Source organism: Haloterrigena salina JCM 13891, assembly GCF_000337495.1.
GTDB lineage: Archaea > Halobacteriota > Halobacteria > Halobacteriales > Natrialbaceae > Haloterrigena > Haloterrigena salina.
In genome coordinates this window covers 111,761-128,228 of the sequence record NZ_AOIS01000036.1, presented here as the reverse complement: position 1 = coordinate 128,228, position 16,468 = coordinate 111,761, and the positions used below count along the sequence as shown (strand labels likewise).

General features: G+C 66.1%; 17 protein-coding genes. 6 read left to right on the top strand and 11 right to left on the bottom strand.

Annotation, left to right across the window (positions count from 1 at the left end):
* The first annotated feature begins 43 nt into the window (after positions 1 to 43).
* Together C477_RS24100 and C477_RS10340 are read left to right on the top strand one after the other, a co-directional pair.
* On the top strand, positions 44 to 214 hold the full coding sequence (locus C477_RS24100) for a hypothetical protein (RefSeq protein ID WP_008894433.1): 171 nt from the start codon (positions 44 to 46) through the stop codon (positions 212 to 214).
* A gap of 281 nt (positions 215 to 495) precedes the next feature.
* Entirely contained in the window at positions 496 to 1,203 is a 708-nt protein-coding gene (locus C477_RS10340; protein WP_239641865.1) for a helix-turn-helix domain-containing protein, read from the top strand.
* A gap of 22 nt (positions 1,204 to 1,225) precedes the next feature.
* On the opposite strand, the gene C477_RS10335 is transcribed toward C477_RS10340, so the two are convergent.
* Positions 1,226 to 2,221: a tyrosine--tRNA ligase gene (locus tag C477_RS10335; protein ID WP_008894431.1), complete on the bottom strand. Its 996-nt coding sequence runs from the start codon at positions 2,219 to 2,221 to the stop codon at positions 1,226 to 1,228.
* Positions 2,222 to 2,421: 200 nt separating this feature from the next.
* A complete protein-coding gene (locus C477_RS10330) occupies positions 2,422 to 2,709 on the bottom strand; it encodes a HalOD1 output domain-containing protein (RefSeq protein WP_008894430.1) in 288 nt (95 codons plus the stop codon).
* A gap of 116 nt (positions 2,710 to 2,825) precedes the next feature.
* Here C477_RS10330 and C477_RS10325 point away from each other — a divergent pair, with 116 nt between their 5' ends.
* Positions 2,826 to 3,482: a hypothetical protein gene (locus C477_RS10325; protein WP_008894429.1), complete on the top strand. Its 657-nt coding sequence runs from the start codon at positions 2,826 to 2,828 to the stop codon at positions 3,480 to 3,482.
* Between the two features lie 7 nt (positions 3,483 to 3,489).
* Here the strand turns inward: C477_RS10325 and C477_RS10320 are convergent, their stop codons facing one another.
* Positions 3,490 to 4,269 carry a 4-phosphopantoate--beta-alanine ligase gene (locus tag C477_RS10320; protein ID WP_008894428.1) on the bottom strand — a complete coding sequence of 260 codons (780 nt, stop codon included), beginning with the start codon at positions 4,267 to 4,269 and terminating at the stop codon, positions 3,490 to 3,492.
* 169 nt (positions 4,270 to 4,438) lie between these two features.
* Here C477_RS10320 and C477_RS10315 point away from each other — a divergent pair, with 169 nt between their 5' ends.
* Positions 4,439 to 5,137 (top strand): class I SAM-dependent methyltransferase, encoded by a 699-nt coding sequence (locus tag C477_RS10315; RefSeq protein WP_008894427.1) that lies wholly within the window; start codon positions 4,439 to 4,441, stop codon positions 5,135 to 5,137.
* A gap of 604 nt (positions 5,138 to 5,741) precedes the next feature.
* Here C477_RS10315 and C477_RS10305 read toward each other — a convergent pair.
* The 3 genes from C477_RS10305 to C477_RS10295 all read right to left on the bottom strand — a co-directional run bounded on the left by C477_RS10305 (position 5,742) and on the right by C477_RS10295 (position 10,581).
* Positions 5,742 to 6,392 carry a helix-turn-helix domain-containing protein gene (locus C477_RS10305; RefSeq protein WP_049914485.1) on the bottom strand — a complete coding sequence of 217 codons (651 nt, stop codon included), beginning with the start codon at positions 6,390 to 6,392 and terminating at the stop codon, positions 5,742 to 5,744.
* Positions 6,393 to 6,518: 126 nt separating this feature from the next.
* A complete protein-coding gene (locus tag C477_RS10300) occupies positions 6,519 to 9,428 on the bottom strand; it encodes a DUF1508 domain-containing protein (protein WP_049914476.1) in 2,910 nt (969 codons plus the stop codon).
* Between the two features lie 319 nt (positions 9,429 to 9,747).
* Positions 9,748 to 10,581: a pantoate kinase gene (locus C477_RS10295; protein WP_008894423.1), complete on the bottom strand. Its 834-nt coding sequence runs from the start codon at positions 10,579 to 10,581 to the stop codon at positions 9,748 to 9,750.
* Positions 10,582 to 10,886: 305 nt separating this feature from the next.
* Between C477_RS10295 and C477_RS10290 the strand changes: the two genes are divergently transcribed.
* Complete coding sequence (locus C477_RS10290; RefSeq protein ID WP_008894422.1) at positions 10,887 to 11,768, top strand: alpha/beta hydrolase family protein; 882 nt, start codon at positions 10,887 to 10,889, stop codon at positions 11,766 to 11,768.
* A 439-nt stretch (positions 11,769 to 12,207) separates the two neighbouring features.
* Here the strand turns inward: C477_RS10290 and aspS are convergent, their stop codons facing one another.
* Positions 12,208 to 13,512 carry an aspartate--tRNA(Asn) ligase gene (gene aspS, locus C477_RS10285; protein ID WP_008894421.1) on the bottom strand — a complete coding sequence of 435 codons (1,305 nt, stop codon included), beginning with the start codon at positions 13,510 to 13,512 and terminating at the stop codon, positions 12,208 to 12,210.
* Positions 13,513 to 13,716: 204 nt separating this feature from the next.
* Between aspS and C477_RS10280 the strand changes: the two genes are divergently transcribed.
* Positions 13,717 to 14,562 carry an SIR2 family NAD-dependent protein deacylase gene (locus C477_RS10280; RefSeq protein WP_008894420.1) on the top strand — a complete coding sequence of 282 codons (846 nt, stop codon included), beginning with the start codon at positions 13,717 to 13,719 and terminating at the stop codon, positions 14,560 to 14,562.
* 83 nt (positions 14,563 to 14,645) lie between these two features.
* Here the strand turns inward: C477_RS10280 and C477_RS10275 are convergent, their stop codons facing one another.
* The 4 genes from C477_RS10275 to C477_RS10265 form a co-directional block, all read right to left on the bottom strand.
* Positions 14,646 to 14,858 (bottom strand): hypothetical protein, encoded by a 213-nt coding sequence (locus tag C477_RS10275; protein WP_008894419.1) that lies wholly within the window; start codon positions 14,856 to 14,858, stop codon positions 14,646 to 14,648.
* Positions 14,855 to 15,139, bottom strand: a complete 285-nt coding sequence (locus C477_RS10270) for a HalOD1 output domain-containing protein (protein WP_152423307.1) — start codon at positions 15,137 to 15,139, stop codon at positions 14,855 to 14,857. The genes C477_RS10275 and C477_RS10270 overlap by 4 nt, the downstream gene beginning before the upstream one ends.
* A gap of 115 nt (positions 15,140 to 15,254) precedes the next feature.
* The gene (locus tag C477_RS23820; protein ID WP_160168014.1) at positions 15,255 to 15,404 is read right to left on the bottom strand and encodes a hypothetical protein; all 150 of its coding nucleotides are present in this window, start codon (positions 15,402 to 15,404) and stop codon (positions 15,255 to 15,257) included.
* Positions 15,405 to 15,731: 327 nt separating this feature from the next.
* Positions 15,732 to 16,436 (bottom strand): phosphoglycerol geranylgeranyltransferase, encoded by a 705-nt coding sequence (locus C477_RS10265; protein WP_008894417.1) that lies wholly within the window; start codon positions 16,434 to 16,436, stop codon positions 15,732 to 15,734.
* Between the last annotated feature and the right edge of the window lie 32 nt (positions 16,437 to 16,468).

Below are 16,468 nucleotides of genomic sequence, written 5' to 3'. Positions count from 1 at the left end.
TTCACGAAGCCCCGAATAAGCGTGTAATACGCTAGCATAAGCCATGAAAATCGGACGTCACTGCACCACCTGTGAACGCCGAATCGAGGAGCGCGAACTCGTGCGCTGCGAGACGTGCGGTCAGGAGGTCCACGAGCCGTGCGAGGACTACCGAACGAGTTTCGAGTGCAGCCGCTGCGCTGACGAGCCGGCGATCGGCGCGATGGAGTTCTGACCGCTATTTTTCGGTCCGCGGCGGCTACTGCAACACTGACGGGCACCGAGACCTCTACGTACTCCGCGGCGACCGGCCGGATCGTTTCGGTTCCGGCCTCGCGAACGGCGTCCTGATCCGAAGCGGAGTGAAACGACGGTCCACGGATCTCGAGCGACGGTCGTCGGGTCGCCGGTGAGCGAGGCGGCGCGCACTCTCGAATACGGCGCCGACTGACGAAAGAAGCCCCTGCTATGGACTGCGAAAGCGAACAGTGCCGAGCCCGCGAACGTCGACGGGAGATGAGCCGAAGCCGGAGCGAGAAATCCGTCGTCGAAGTCGAGTTCCGCGTCGACGATCCGTCGTATCCGTTCGTCGACGCCTCGGAGACGGCGGGCTGCCTGCTCGACCTCGAAGTGCTCTTTCCCCATTCGGACGGCGGATTCGTCGAGTACTTCACCGTCGAAGGCGTCCCCCCGGAGCGGATTCCCGAATCGATCGACGACGCAGCGGACGTCGACGCGGACCCCGTCGCCCACCACGCCGACGGCGGGCGACTGCGGTTCCACGTCCGCGGCGACTGCGTCGCGAAGACGGTCGTCGATTTCGGGGCGATTCCCCGGACCGTCGAGGCCGCCGGCGGAGAGGGGCGGCTCGTCGCGGAGGTCTCGTCGCGAGCCGACGCCGTCAAACTCGTCGACCGGGTCCAGCGGGAGCATCCGACGGTGACCGCCACCGACTGTCGCGACCGGCGTCGATCGACGTCGCTCTTCACGCGCTACGACCTCTCGCAGACCCTCATCGACGCGCTGACGGACAGACAGCGGGAAGTGTTCCTGACGGCCTATATGAACGGGTTCTACGACTGGCCGCGGAAACACGAGGCCAGCGAACTCGCCGATCGGCTGGGGATCGCGCCGGCCACCTTCTCACAGCACCTCCGAACCGCCGAAGGGAAGATCTTCAGTTCGCTCCTCGATACCGACGACGAGCGCGTGTTCGTCGAGTGAGTCGAAGTGCGGACGGCCCCGTTTACTCTCGAAGCTCGTGGAGCTTCTCGCGACCCGGCGCGATCAGCTCGTCGAGATAGCTCGCCAGCGTCCCCTTCGCGTCGGCGGGGTGGAGTTCCCCGGACTCGAGGTCCGCGGCCAGCGACTCGTAGGTCTCGTAGGTCAGGTCGCCGCCGTACTTCTCGGGGCGCTCGACGACGATCTCCTCGAAGCGCGGGAAGACGTGGTACTCGAACAGTTCCAGGACGGGGTTCTCGCGCTCGTTGCCGTCCTCGTCGGGCTCGGGATCGCGGGTCGGCGGACAGTACGCCGAGTTGACCTTCTCCGCTAAGTCCTCCGTCGAGTCCTCCATCGAGATGGTGATCCCCTCGCTCGAGGACATCTTCCCCTCGCCGCTGGTGAGGTCGGCGACGATGGGGGTGTGGAGGGCGGGCCGGACCTCGTAGTCGACCTCGGGCAGCTTCTCGCGAGCGAGCATGTGGACCTTGCGCTGGTCGAGTCCGCCGACGGCCAGATCGAGGTCGAGGTACTCGATGTCGAGCGTCTGCATCAGCGGGTAGACGAGGTGGCTCACCTTGGCCGTCTCGTCGCCCTGGATCTCCGCCATCGCGCGCTGGGCACGGTTCATCGTCGTCGAGAGCTCGAGTTCGTGGAGATCGAGGGTGTACTCCTCGTCGAGCTGGAACTCGGAGCCGTAGACGAACTCCGTCGACTCCTCGTCGAGTCCGTACGCGATGAACTGGGCCTTCATCTGCTCGGCGGTCTCGCGGATCTCCTCGAAGGTGCCCTTCCCGTTGAGGTAGGCGTGGACGTCCGCCAGTAGAACGACGACCTCCATGCCGGCCTCCTGGAGATCGATGAGCTTGTTCGCCGTCAACAGGTGGCCGAGGTGGAGCACGCCGGAGGGCTCGTAGCCGACGTAGGTGCGTTTGCCCTCGGGATCGGCGGCCAGTTCGCGCACCTCCTCGTCGGTCACGACCTCCTCGGCGTTCCGGGTGATCAGGTCGTAGGTATCCATTGCTGTCTGAGTGGAATCAGCGGACGGATTTATGCTTTCTTGAACGGTGGTCGTATACCGGACGATATCAGGGCGGCGTCGAGACCGTCTCGAACCCGGTCCGACCGGTCCCGCGAGAGCGTCGGCGCTCGCGCTCGCTCGAGATCGAGATCGAAATCGTCACTCCGAGGACGGCCGCAATCGCCGGCCGAAGACGGCGGCTACTCCGACGGGTTCCGGATCACGACGGTGCCGTCCTGTCGAACGGTGATTCGGTATCCCTGGTAGGAAAACTCGAGTTCCGCGGCGGCGGCGGCTTCGGGCGGCGACTCGAAGAGATCGGCGACCAGATCGTCGGCCCGATCGTAGATCGGTGCGAGCTCCATCGCGTCGGTTCCCTTGACGTCGGCGACGATCTCGACGAGCCCGATCGCCGGGGCGTCTCGCGAGGTGTCGAGGGAGCGGCGCGTAACGACGTCGTCGTCGGACGGATCGGTCGACCCGGGCATCGATCCTACCGTTGACGAGAATATCCCTAATCGTTTTACCGGCTGTGGCAGGCCCGACCGCGAACGCTGCCGTCCCGAATACACTTCCCGCTGGCTCGCGTACTCCGCCCGATCACATGACGTACAGAGAGGACGCCGTCAACGCCGTTCGCCGGAGTCTCCTGCCGCAGCTACACTACCTGTTCGCGGGGACGTTCGGCGGCTACGCCATCAGCCACACCACGGCCGACGAGTACGTGCTGACGGCCCACTGCTCGGAGGCCCGCCTCGAGTCGATCCTCGACGAACTGGGTTTCTCGCGGAACCCGATCGCGTCGCTGAAGGTCCGACTCGACGGCAACACTTCCGAAGGGTCGTGGGTCTGGCGGCCGTCCCCGCTGGCCGACGAGCAGCTCCACGTCGTGCTCCACGCGCTCGAGGATGCCGAGAAGGTCGACGTCTACGCCCACTGGGAGCTCTCCTGGATCCGCCACCCCTACAGACACTACGTCGCACGGGGGTACGACGCCGAGACGGGCGTCGCGATGGCGCGGAAGTGGCTCGTGGACTACGAACGGCGGTGTCTCAACGGTTCCGACGGGATCGAGTACGAGATCGACGACTCGCTGTCGCGGGCGGCCAGCGAGTACCTCTCGCTGTCGTACTACCGCGTCGAGGAACGTATCGCCGAACTGAAGTCGCGAATTCCCGGCATCGACGCCGAACGGAGTTACGTTATCGACCGCGAAGACGCGCGAGACGCCGTCTCACCGGCGATCACGGACAAATTCTGAGGCAGCATCACAGCTCGCCCGATCGAATCCGGTCCTCGGCCTCCTCGAGGGCAGCCTCGCGGTCGAATTCCTCGACGATCGCCTCAAGTTCCGACTCGTCGGCGTCGGCCAGCTCCCGGGCATGTGCGGTCACGTTCGGCACGGCGCGGATGATGTTGTCGACGATCGGCACGTCGGCGACCTGGGGCGACCGCGAGAGCGGGTTGAGGTCGATCACGATCTCGGTCTTGCCCATCTCGTTTAAGGCCTCGGCGCGGTCGCCGTCCTCTAAGGGGACGAGCACGACGTCGGCCGCGTAGATGCCGTCTTCGTCGACCTTCGCGCGCTGGTGGTCCAAGTTCGGGATGCGCGCGTCGGCTTCGAGGCCCTTCACGTCCTCGGCGCCGTGCTCGCGGAGGTGATCGGCGATCGCCCGAATGCGCTCCTCGGTCCGGTTGAAGAGGTTGACCTCGAGGTCGGCCCCGGTCGCGTCGGCGAGTTCGGCCATCTCGCCGGGGACGAGCGCGGCGACGTTGCCGTTGATCGAGAGCACGGGCCGGTCGGCCAACAGGAGGTGGGCCGCGGCGGCGCGTTCGGCGGCGTCGGCGCTTGGAATCGTCTCCTCGCCGAGCAGGTAGTCGAAGGCGCTGCCCCGACCCTCGGCGTGCATCCCCTGCAGGTGGGTGATGCCCTTCTCGACGCCCTTCTCGATACGGTGGCGTGTGAGCAGGTCCTGGTATCGCGGATGGTCCTCCGGGATCTCCTCCTCCTCGTCGACCTCCGCGGAGACGGTGTCGTAGTCTGTCACGGTCGGTCACTGGATTCGGTTGATAAAAAACGGTCCGATCGCTCGGCACTCCGTCCGAGCCGTGCGAGCGCGATCGAAGCCGGTCGATTCGACGGAACTGCTCGAGTACTTATAAATAGGCGATACGTTTCGCGTAAAGCTACTCTCCCGTTCCGGCCGAACTGTGAGTATGGCCACGGAACGGGGCGGGCGCGACTCCGAGAGCGACGCACCGATGACAGCGAACGACCGGTACGAAGCCCACCTCGAGCGCAGCCGCGCGGTCTGGGATCGCTGGAGCGACTGGTACGGGATGAGCGAGCGGGACTTCGAACCGATCCGCGAGGCGGCGATCGATCGACTCGACCTGCAGCCCGGCGACCGCGTGCTCGAGGTCGGCTGCGGGCCGGGCGTCAACTTCGAGCGCCTCCGCGGCGAGATCGGTCCGAAGGGCGAACTCGTCGCCGTCGACTACAGCCCGAGGATGCTCGAGAACGCGCGGGAACGGATCGAGACCCACGGCTGGGAGAACGTCGAACTGCGTCACACCGACGCCGCGAGGGCCGCGTTCGACGAGCCGTTCGACGCCGCGATCGCGACGCTCTCGCTCTCGGTCATGCCCGACGTTCGCCGAACGGTCGAGAACGTCTTCCGATCGCTGCACTCCGGTGCGCGGTTCGCCGTCGTCGACGTCCGACCGGCTCCGAGCGGCCCCGCTCGAGTCCTGAATCCCCTCGTCCGACGGTTCCTCCGCTGGTACGCGAACTGGAATCCGGACGGCGACGTCGTGGACGCGCTCGCGACGGTCTTCGACGAGTGCGAGGTCGTCGACACCCACATGGCCGGCATCTCATACACCGTCGTCTGCGAGAAGCGCGACGCCGGGTGATAAGACGCTGAATGACGGATTACTCGGAAAAAATTTCCAAACGCTTCTGCGCCGTACGGAGTGTCAAGTCAGCGAGAATAGGTTTTGAATGAGGGAACGTCAGTAGGTGAGCGTAGCACCGCAGTACAGGGAGAAAGAGTGTCTACTTGGGAGAATTTCAACGGCCAGCACTGGAAGGCATTCTGCTATTCCCAGTTCGCATATAAGAATTACCCATGCGATTCAGACGATCGGCTGAGGAAACCGAGGACGAATCGAACGGTTGGATGGCTAAAATGAGAGGGAGGTCGAGAGAATCCACGACGGACGACGCCGGAAGCCTGGTAGAGCGAGTACGAGGGAGGTCGAGAGAATCCACGACGGACGATTCCGGGAGTCTGGTGGATCGAGTACGAGGGAGTTCAGCGGAACCGACGGCGGACGACTCGGGGAGCTGGTTCGATCGGGCGAGAGCGAAGTACGGACTCGGTACGCTACTCGTCGCCGCCGGAGTCGTCCTCTTTCTCTTCCCGGAACCGGTTACCTCGACCGCAGGTCTCGTACTGATCGGGGCGGGAGTCCTAATCTGGCTCGCCGGTCGGTTCCAGTAGACGAGCCAGCCGACCTACGAGAGGTCCGTCTCGAGCACCCGCTCGACCGCGTTCGCCTCGCCGCGGCGGACGAGTTCCGACGCCGTCGAGACGGCGCAGTCGAGTTCGTCGGCGACGGTCTCGATCCCCGCTTCCCGCGGAATCTCGTAGTAGCCGACCGCGCGGGCCGCCCGGAGCGCCGCCAGTTGACGGTCGGTAACGGGCGAATCGGAGATCGTCAATTCGTCGCTCACCCAGCGGGCGTCCATGGTCATCCCGTCGGGCACCTCGTCCATCACGGCCGTGAGGGCAGACGGGTGACCGACGACCGTCAGCCGAAGCGTCCGATCGGAACGGACCTCGATCGGCGGCACGACCACGACGGTCTCCTGTGCGAGCGCGTTCAGTAACGACAGTCCGTCCGCACCGAGCCCCCGCCGAAGGTAGAGGAAAAATCCGTCCTCGGCCGGCGTGATATCGTACTCGCGGACGTCCTCGAGGTCCACCAGCAGCGCCTCGTAGGCCTCGGGATCGCCGTAGACGAAGGATGTGATCATCTCGACGCCGTCGACGGCCTGCCCGCCGACGATTACCTCCCGGTCGATGTCGGGCGACTCGCAGATCCCCGCGTGGAGCTGCGGCACCGCCTCCGGGGCGTACTGTAGTCGAATGCCCATCGACTTCATGGCTCGAGCGTGGCGCTCGGCCCACATAAACGTCCGATCGGTATCGGATCCGAGCGAAATCGGCAAAAACGAGCGTCGATCAGCGAGCGATTCGAACGGCCGCGGCCGGTGTAACCGCCGTCGCGGTCACTCCGTGAAGGTGATCCAGCCGTCGGGCGCGTGGGCCTTCACGTCGTTCATCGCCTCGCGAGCCTCGGTGCGGTTCTCGTAGGTCTGGGTACTCTCGGCCATCGTCGTCCCGTACTCGTCGATCAGCTGCCAGACCCAGCCGTCGCCGCCCTCGGCGGTGTGGAGTTCGAAGGAGACGCTGTCGATCTCGAGGATGCTCGCCTCGGCGATCAGTTCGCGGACGTCCTCCAAGGCCGCGCGGGCGGCCTCGGTCGACTCGTGGGCCTCGGTGCCGGTCGCGATGGTGCGGCCGTCCTCGTCGATGAGCCGCCACTGCCAGCGGCCGTCCTCGTCGGCGACCAGTTCGAACGAGGCGACGTCGAAGTCGACGCGGCCGGCCATCGGCGCCAGCCGGCGTACGGCCTCGATATCGTCGAGCACGGCGGCCTTGGACGCCCCCGCGCCGACCGCGCTCGCGATCACTTCGCGCTCGTGGTCGACGAGCTCCCACGACCAGCCGTCGTCGCGGTCCAGCCGAATCGCGGCGTCCTCGATGGCAAAGATCGGCGCGTCGGCGACGTGGGTCTGCAGCGCTTCGACCCCGCCGACGGCGCCGTCACGGTCGTCGTAGGTGACCGCCGAGTCGGCGACCTCCTCGCGGTCGCGGTCGAGCAGCCGCCAGTGCCAGCCGCCGCTGTCGTAGAGCTGGACGGCGACCTCGCCGATCGCGTGCGTGCGGGCCGACGCGGCCGACTCGCGGACGTCGTCTACGTCCGCGACGAGTTCGTCGCGGGTGGCGTGGGTCTCACCGGCCTCCGCGACGGTCTCGCCCGAGGGCAGGACGAAGCGCCACTGCCAGTCCTCGTCCGCGTAGGGCTGGAAGATCGCGTCGTCCATCGTCCGGACGTCCGAATCGAGGTGCTCGAGCAGGCGGTTCATCGCCTGGCGGGCGGCGCCGCGGGTGGGGTGGGTCGCGGGGTCCTCGGCGACGAGTTTGCCGGCTTCGTCGATGAGCCGCCAGCCCCACTCGTCGTCCTCGTCGACGAACAGTTCGAAGGCGGCGGTCTCGATCTCGAGCAGTTCGGCCTCGGGGGCCTGCTCCTTGAGCGTCATCATCGCTTCGGCGGCCTCGCCGCGGGAGGTGTGTTCCTCGCCGCTGTCGGCCAGCACGTTGCCGTCCTCGTCGATGAGCCGCCAGCGCCACTCGCCGTCGTCGGCCTCGTAGACCTGGAACGCGGCGTGTTCGAACTCGATGAGATCGGCCTCGCTGGCCTGCTGGCGAACGCGCTCGATGGCCTCGGTCGCCGACTCGGCGTCGGGGTGGGGCTCGGTGCTCGCGGCGACGACGTCGCGGTCCTCCGTGACGAGCCGCCAGTTCCAGTCGGGGCCGGTCGGCGCCTGGTCCGTCTCGTCCTCGAACTCGAGTTCGGTGCCGCCGTCGGCCATTGCCTCGTCGACCGTCGCCGGGAGATCGTCCCCGTCGTCCGTGGCGGCCGATAGTTCGTTCTCCGCGGGGTAAATCTCGTATTCCGCGTCGTCGATCTCGACGACGTCGGCGTCGCGGACGTGGTCGCCGAACCGATCGGCGCCCGCTTCGACGGCCCCGCGGGTCGTCGTCTCGGTCGGACTCCGGGCGACGACGTGTTCGGACTCGTCGACGAGCCGCCAGCGCCATTGCGAGCCCGACTCGTAGCACTCGTAGGTCGGCTCCCCGGCGACCGTGACGGCGGCCGACTCGAGCGCGGGGAGCAGCGCTTCGGCGGCCGCCTCGGCGTCCCGGCGGGAGTCGTAGGCGTCGGAGGCGGTGGCGACGACCTCGTCGCGGTCGTCGACGAACCGCCACGTCCAGTTCCCGGCGCGCTCGACGAGTTCGACGCCGACGTGCTCGACGTCGAGCAGCCGCGCCCGATCGAACCGCTCGGCGAACGTCCGGGCCGCCTCCTCGGCGGCCTCCTGCGTTCGGTGGCCGGTATCGGTCGAGGCCAGCGGCGTCCGCTCGTCGTCGACCAACTGCCAGTACCACTGGTCGCGCCGTTCCTCGTAGGTGAACGCCGCGCCCTCGATCTCGATGACGTCGGCCTCCGGACCGCGGTCCTTGAGGAAGCTGACCGAGTTTTCGGCGCCGTCGCGTTCCTCGAACTCGCCGGTGCTGGCGCCGACGACGCTGCCGTCGTCGCGGGCCAGCGTCCACTGCCAGGTACCGTCGCGATCCTCGTAGAGCCGGAACGCGGAGGTGGTCAGTTCCATCAGCCCCGCGGAGCTGATCTGGGACTGGACGCGCTCGATGCTCTCGGTCGCCTCGGGTCGCGTGACCGCGCTGTCGTTGCTCGCCGCCAGCGCCTCGAGGTGGAGGACGTGCCACTGCCAGTCACCGTCCTCGTCGCGGAAGACGGCGAACTGGGCCCCCTCCATCGCGTCGCCGGTCATGATCTCCGGATCGTCGGTCGCGCCCTCCTCCTCGACGAACATCCCCTTCTGGCCAGTCAGAATGGGAACGAGAGCGGTGACGCCCGCGATCAGTCCGATTCCGAGCGTGTAGACGGAGATGACCTGAACGCTGTAGTCGGTTCCCAGATCCCGCCAGTTGTTTGGATAGGCCCAGCCGAAAAAGACGACGCCGCCGAGTGCGACCAGCAGTCCGAGCGCGCTCGCGTAGATCCCGATCCTGCGCACCGGGAGCATCAAGACGATGCCGAACAGACAGAGCGCCAGCCCCGTCGCCGCGGTGACGCCGGAGATCCTGATCAGGGTGTACGAGCCCGCGCTGCCGGCGTAGCCGACGACGTAGGTGAAAATGCCGGCCGCTCCGAGCAGGTAGCCCACGATGAACACCCAGTACCCGTAGACGTCCTTGCTCGAGTCGGGTTCACCGACGTAGTGTTCGTACAGCCGAAACAAGTTTTGGTGAATTTCACTCGGGGAAGACATTCGGAAACTTGAACAGATAACTGAAACCCATCATAATAAAGCTCCGGCCACCAAACTTATTGCTGACACATAACTCAAAAAATAGATTCTATTTTTCCGGAAACCGTCTCAGAACCACACTCACAGCGCTAATTCGTATGTTAAGAATCCAAACATACTGAAAGTCGTATTATTATCCTCGCCCCCAAGAGTAGAATAAAATGATGTGTGCGGGGAGCAACGAGAGGATTTCACCTCGGGTTGATACCGTCTCAAACCGGTGGCTCGCCGAATAATATATGGTATCTGATATGATCGACTGATAGGTAACGGACGGCGGTTACTTCAGCATCGCGCCCGCCGGATGGGTCGCACAGACGGTCGGCTCGTAGCCCGCGTCGGAGAGCCCCGTGCCGAACGCGAAGACGGTTTCGCCGAGCATCGCCATCGAGGCCTGGCCGTCAACCTCCGTGACGTCGCCGATCGTCCGTGCGACCTGCTCGGTCAACAGCTCCGCTTCGCGGGCGAACAGCCGCGAGGCGTACATAAAGGAGAGCAGCGTCGGCTCCTCGACGACCCGCGATAGCGCCTGCTTGCCGGCCGCCGAGAGCCGGTCGGTCTCGCCCGAGAGGACGTCGGCCGTCGAGAGTTCCCCGAACGTCACGTACTCGACGCGCGCCCGTGCGGGGATCGCATCCAGCTTGTTCACCTGCGGCCCGCCCGGTTCGAGTCGAATCGGGACGCCGCCGCGGGCCTGGGCGACCACGTCGCCCAGCCCCGTCCCGGCCTGCACTTCCGCCCCGTGGGCGATCGTCACGAGTTCGTTCCAGGAGAGGTCGCGTTCGAACACGCGGTTGGCCGCCAGCGCCGTCCCCAGCGCCATCGCCCCCGAAACGCCGAAGCCCGCACCCAGCGGCAGGTCCGACTCGGCCTCGACGCGGGCCGTAACCGCGAGCGTCTCGAGGACGGTCTCGACGGCGTCGATCTCGAGCGTCGTCCCGTCGAGGACGATCGTCGACGCCGCCTCGTCGGTCGGTTCGACCGTTACCTCGACGCCGTCCGTAAGCGTCACTCCCGCGCCGCGAGAGCCCGCCTCGGTCGGATCGTCGTCTGGGTGAGCGCTGAAAAAGCCCGTGATGTGCCCCGGTACGAACGCCGTCGCCTCCTCGCGCATTGCCCCCCGATTACGACTCGGACGACATAACGTTGTAGATTCGGTCATTTCCGCGGCCCACTCGGATCCGGTATCTCGGTCACTCGACGGCGGCCCCTCGTCGCACCGCTCGCGCGTTCGCCGTCGAACTGCCACTCGACACGGCGGTCGCCCGTTCTCGAGAGCGAACCGTCCCGCCATCGCGTGGCGTCTCGAACTCGAACGCGTCGAGTAGCGGAGACTCTAATACGCCGACTTCATCAGTTTATGTTTCTATCTAGAAGTTAGAATTAAATATGTAATCTAAAAATATACTGAATGGAGTTATGACGGATACCACCACTCTGGAACGATCGGAATCGACCGATGAGCGGACCGCTACGAGTCGACGAACGCTGCTGCAGGCGGCCGGAACGACGGTTGTCGGCGGCGCCGGACTGGCCGCCGCGTCCGGTTCGGCGTCGGCACAGGTCCTCGGCCCCGACGTCATCGGAATCGACGACGGCCTGCTCGGTTGGAGCGCCGACGGCAGCCTCCCGGTCACGGACGAACTGCTCGTGTTCATCCACGGCTGGTTCGGCGACACCACCGTCTCGAGTCAGGCCTCGAGCGTCGAGAGTTCTCTCGTGTCGGGCGGCTATTCGCCCGACGAGACGGTCGCTATCGAGTGGCCCGCAAGTAGCTTCAACTTCATCGGCGCGGAAGCCGACACCGAGAACGTCGGCGAGGTGACGGCCGGCCTCATCGAGGAGTTCTACGATAGCGGCGGCGGCAACGTCCGACTGGTCGGCCACTCGCTGGGCGGTCGCTGCGTCCTCTGGGCCGCGACCAAACTCAGCAGCGGCTACCAGATCGAGACCGTCGCCCCGCTGGGCGCGGCCGCCGACGGATCGGAAGTCTGTGGCAGTCCGTGGAACGCCGGTCTGGACAACGCCTGCGAGGTCCGCAACTACCACTCGAACAACGACTCGACGGTCGGCAGCGCCTACGGCGGCTTCGGTGACACGGCCCTCGGGACCGAGGGAGCCGGCTGCGATCCCGCCCCGAACTACACGGACGTCGACGTCACCGTCAGCGTCGGCAGCCACCTCTCGTATCTGGGCGACTCGATGGTCGGGAGCGACCTCGCCGACGCTATCAACAGCGGTTCCTGTGACGGCAATACCGGCGGCGACGACGGCGGGGACGACGGCTGGGGCTGGTTCTAACGTCCGACAGCGCCCGCCGTGAACCGCGCTTCCGAGCGCCCGCCTCGTTTTTTCGCGACGTCCCGTCGTTCCCGTCTCGGTAGCCCACTCGTTTCCGATCCGATAGCGATGCGACTACCGGTGTACGTAGCCGCATACGGCGAGAAATGCCGGTGATGCCGCGTAAACACCGTTGGACTCGCCTGCTCGTCCAACGAGCCCCCACTCGACAGTTGCGCCGTCGCCGTACGGCGACAGGCGCTGTCGGTCCTGCGAGACTTCGCTTCGCTCACGGGTCATCGCTCCCCGTTCGCTACTCGAGGCCTCCCTTCGGTCAGCCTCGCACCGCTCGTCTCGCTGGCTCTCAGGTCTGTCGCCTATGGCGACAGACGCTGACGATCTCGAGGAAACGCACTCGCGCTACGCGCTCGTGGTTTCCACGCGCTCTCAACGTCTTCGCCTACGGGCTCAGACGTTGACGATCTCGCGGGAAGAGAACGGCTTCTCGGATGTTGTCTAGTCCGAGAAGCGTCATGATCAGGCGCTCGCCGCCGAGGCCGAAGCCGGCGTGGGGCGGCATGCCGTACTTGAACATCTTCGTGTAGTACTCGAACTGGTCGGGATCGAGGCCCTGCTGTTCGAAGCCTTCGATGAGCTTCTCGTGGCGGTGCTCGCGCTGACCGCCCGAGACCAGTTCCATGCGCGGGTGCATCAGGTCGAAACCGGTCGACAGTTCGGGGTCGTCGTCGTGGTCCTTGATGTAGAACGGCTTGATCTCACTGGGCCAGTCGGTGATGAAGTAGTGGCCGCCGACGTCCTGTCCGAGGGCCTCCTCGGCCGGTGTCGAGAGGTCGTCGCCCCAGACGAGCTGCTCGTCGAGTTCGCCCGTCGCGTTGATGCGCTCGATGGCCTCCTCGTAGCTGATGCGCGGGAAGTCGCCCTCGGGGACCTCGAACTCGTCCGCGATGCCGATCGCCTCGAGTTCGTCGCCGAAGTTCTCCTGGACCGCCTCGTAGGCGGACTTGACGACGCCTTCGGCGACGTCCATGGCGTCCTGGTGGTCGCAGAACGCGCCCTCGAAGTCGATCGAGGTCGCCTCGTTGAGGTGTCGCGGCGTGTTGTGCTCTTCGGCGCGGAAGATCGGCCCGATCTCGAAGACGCGTTCGACGTTCGAGCCCGCGATGAGCTGCTTGAACAGCTGCGGGGACTGGTTCATGAAGGCCTCCTCGCCGAAGTAGGTGATCGGGAAGAGCTCGGTGCCGCCCTCGGTCCCGGTGGCGACGATCTTCGGCGTGTTGATCTCCGTACAGTCGAACTCGCGGAACTGGTCGCGAACCGCGTTCAGCACGCCCGAGCGGATCTCGAAGACGGACTGGACGTCCTCCTTTCGGAGGTCGAGCGTCCGGTTGTCGAGTCGCGTCGAGAGGTCGGCGTCGACCTTCCCCGACGGGTCCAGCGGCAGTTCGGGGTCGGCGGGCGCGACAACCTCGACCGATTCGGGCGTGACCTCGACGCCCGTCGGCGCGCGGGGTTCCTCCTCGACGGCGCCGGAGACCGTGACGACGCTCTCGCGGGAGGCGTCGAGTCCCGTCTCGACCAGGTCGTCGTCCATCTCGTCCTTCTCGAACTTGATCTGGATCTTGCCCGACGTGTCGCGGAGAATCAGGAAAGCAATTCCGCCGAGGTCGCGGATCTCGTGGACCCAGCCGGCGACGGTGACGTCGTCGCCCGGCTCGGCGTCAGCAGTGTAGGTTCGGTCCTGCATACACCTCGATTCCGGTCGCCGCAACTTAAGCGCAATCGTTTGCGGCCGTTCGGTTCGCGGACCGCTCGCGCTCGGCCGTTCGCTCGAGGACGGGCCGTCGACGCCACTCGAAGCGCGACCGAGCGGTTCCGATCGGCCTCGAGTCGTGCGGTTGCAGTCGCTCGCACCACGACGAGTTTTCACGATCCGTCCCGACCGTCCGGTATGGACGACCTCGAGTCACTCGCCGACGAGATCCGCAGCGCAGACACCGTCGTCGCGTTCACCGGCGCGGGCATCTCCGCACCCTCGGGCGTACCGACGTTCCGGGGCGACGACGGCGTCTGGGAGAAGTTCGACGAAGGGCAGTTCACCTACGGTCGGTTCCGGAGCGATCCCGAGGGGTTCTGGGACGACCGCGTCGACCTGCAGCGGGAGCTGTTCGCCGAAGAGTACCAACCGAACGCGGCCCACGACGCGCTGGCCGCGATAGGACGGGACGGCCACCTCGAGGCGATTCTCACGCAGAACACCGACGGGTTACACGCGAAGGCCGCCGACGAGACTGCCGCGGGCCCGAGCGAGAACGGCGACGAGACCGGTGACGATCGAACGGACGAAGCCGCTGAAGCGAACGCCGAGACCGCAGCGGACGACACGACGCTCCTCGAGTTACACGGTAACGCCCGGCGCGTCCGCTGTACGGACTGTGGGCGGCGACGGGACGCCGATCCGATCTTCGACCGGGCCGCCGAGGGCGAGTTGCCCCCGACCTGCGACTGCGGCGGCGTCTTCAAACCCGACGTCGTCCTCTTCGGCGAACAGCTTCCGGGCGCGGTCATCCAGCGTGCCCGATCGCTGGCCCGCGAGAGCGACGTCTTCCTCGCCATCGGCTCCTCGCTGGTCGTCGAGCCGGCCGCGTCGCTGCCTCGGCAGGCGGCGTCGACGGGGGCCACCGTCGGCATCGTCAACCTCGAGTCGACGCCGGTCGACGACGCGGCCGACGTGGTCCGCCGCGAGGACGTGACCGAGGTACTGCCGCGGCTCCGGGAACTCCTCGAGACGCCGTAACGCCGGTCGAGCCGTCGGAAACGAGCGGGGAAGCGGAGAGTGTCAGCAACGACTTGGGAGCGAACGGTTGCCGAGTCGGCGTTCTAGACCGACTGACCGAACGACCCGACGAGGTCCCGGACGAGGAACGCCTCGCAGATGGCCGGCGTCGTCGGCCGTCCGACGGAGTCGCTCGAGTCGATCGAGTGACCCGTTTCGACGAAGTGTTCGAGCGCCGCTTTCGAGCGCTCGTCGTCGAGGGCGTCGGTCTCGGACCCAGGATCCGCGACCCAGTCGCACTCGAGGCAGTACTTCATCGCGAACGCTGTCGCTGCGGGTCCCGTTCCGAGTCGATCCTCACCTCGCCGTCGCTATCGACGGTCACCTGTTTCCCGTCGTAAGCGAAGGTCACGCGGCCGTCGCGAGCACTCTCAGCGTACGTCGGTTCGAAGAGCGCGTCCAACGCCGCGGGGTCGACGCTCCGGAACAGCGGCGGCGACAGGTCCATCGGGTCGACGCCGTCGTGGGCGGCGACTTCGCGGACGACCCTGATCGACAGCGCTTCGCCGCTAGAGGGGGAGGGAGACTGGGCTGTCATCATCAGTATAAAGCCGCTGCAGCGGATAAGAATGACGGGCACGTTCCTCGCGAGACACCAGCAGCAAAGATTCGTTCTGGCCGGTCGCCACGCAACAAACTCGCGCTCGAATCGCTCACTCCGATCCGGTCTTCGAGTCGAACGCCTCCGTTCCGAACTGGTCGAACGGGTGGGAGTAATTCGACCGCAGAACTCCCACCTCGTGGATCTCGAGTCCCAGGGCGTCCAACTCTTCGACGGCGGTTCCGACCTTCGAGGCGTCCATCGCGACGACCTCGACGTGGAGGGTTCCGGTCCCGGGTAACAGTTCGCGAACGTTGACGACGCCCGGTACGTCGATCGTCCGTTCACAGATTCCGATTCGGTCGGCGATCTCGTCGCGGGTGAGGTGGGGCAGACTCCCCTCTTATAACAGGTACAGGATGGCGCGGTCGGTCGGTCGGTCGGATCGAGGGTCACGTCCGAGCCGACGGGCGCCCGACGAATGAGTTCCTAAGCAACGGTATCCCGAATTGAACGGTCGTACTTCCCGTACTCTCTCGCTCGTCGGTAACTCGAGTGCGAGTCGCGGTACTCGGCGGCGACGCGTTCGTCAGGCGTCCTGGGCCGCCTCGACCGTCTCGCGGACGGCCTCGACCCCGTCCTCGTGAGCGAGGTCGCCGACGACGATCACGTCGGCGTGCCGGGCCATCGTCGCGGCCGAGTCGTAATCGTGGATGCCTCCGCCGTAGAACAGCGTCGTCTCGTCGGTCGCTTCGCCGGCCGCTTCGACGATCTCCTCGTCGCCGAACGTCCCGGAGTACTCGAGGTAGACGATCTCCTGGCCGAACATCCGTTCGGCGACCTCGGCGTAGGCGGCGACGTCGTCCGGCCCGAGGTCGCAATCGGCTTCGGTGTACTCCGCGACGTCGGCCTCCGGGTTCATCACGATGTAGGCTTCCGTCCAGGTCCGGTCCCAGTCCATGTCGCCGTCGGTTCGCACCCACTCCTTGTGGGCGCCCGTGATCCAGAACGGCGAGCCGGCGTTGAACACCGTCGGGATGAGATACCCCTCGAGCGCCCGGTTGTCGATGACGACGTCGGGGCTCGAGGGTTCCTGATAGAGCGGCACGTCGTGTTCGGCGCAGGCGTCGACGACGGCTTCCATGTTCTCCTCGGTGATTCCCATGGTGCCGCCGACCTCGATGGCGTCGGTGCCGGTCGCACAGAGGTCTCCGTAGGTGACGCCCTCGGGGAGCTCCTTGTCCGGGTCGATCTTGAGAATATGGTTCCAGTCGTCCCAGGGGCAGGCAGTCATACCGCGTCGTTTCCGGAGAACCGGCAAAAACG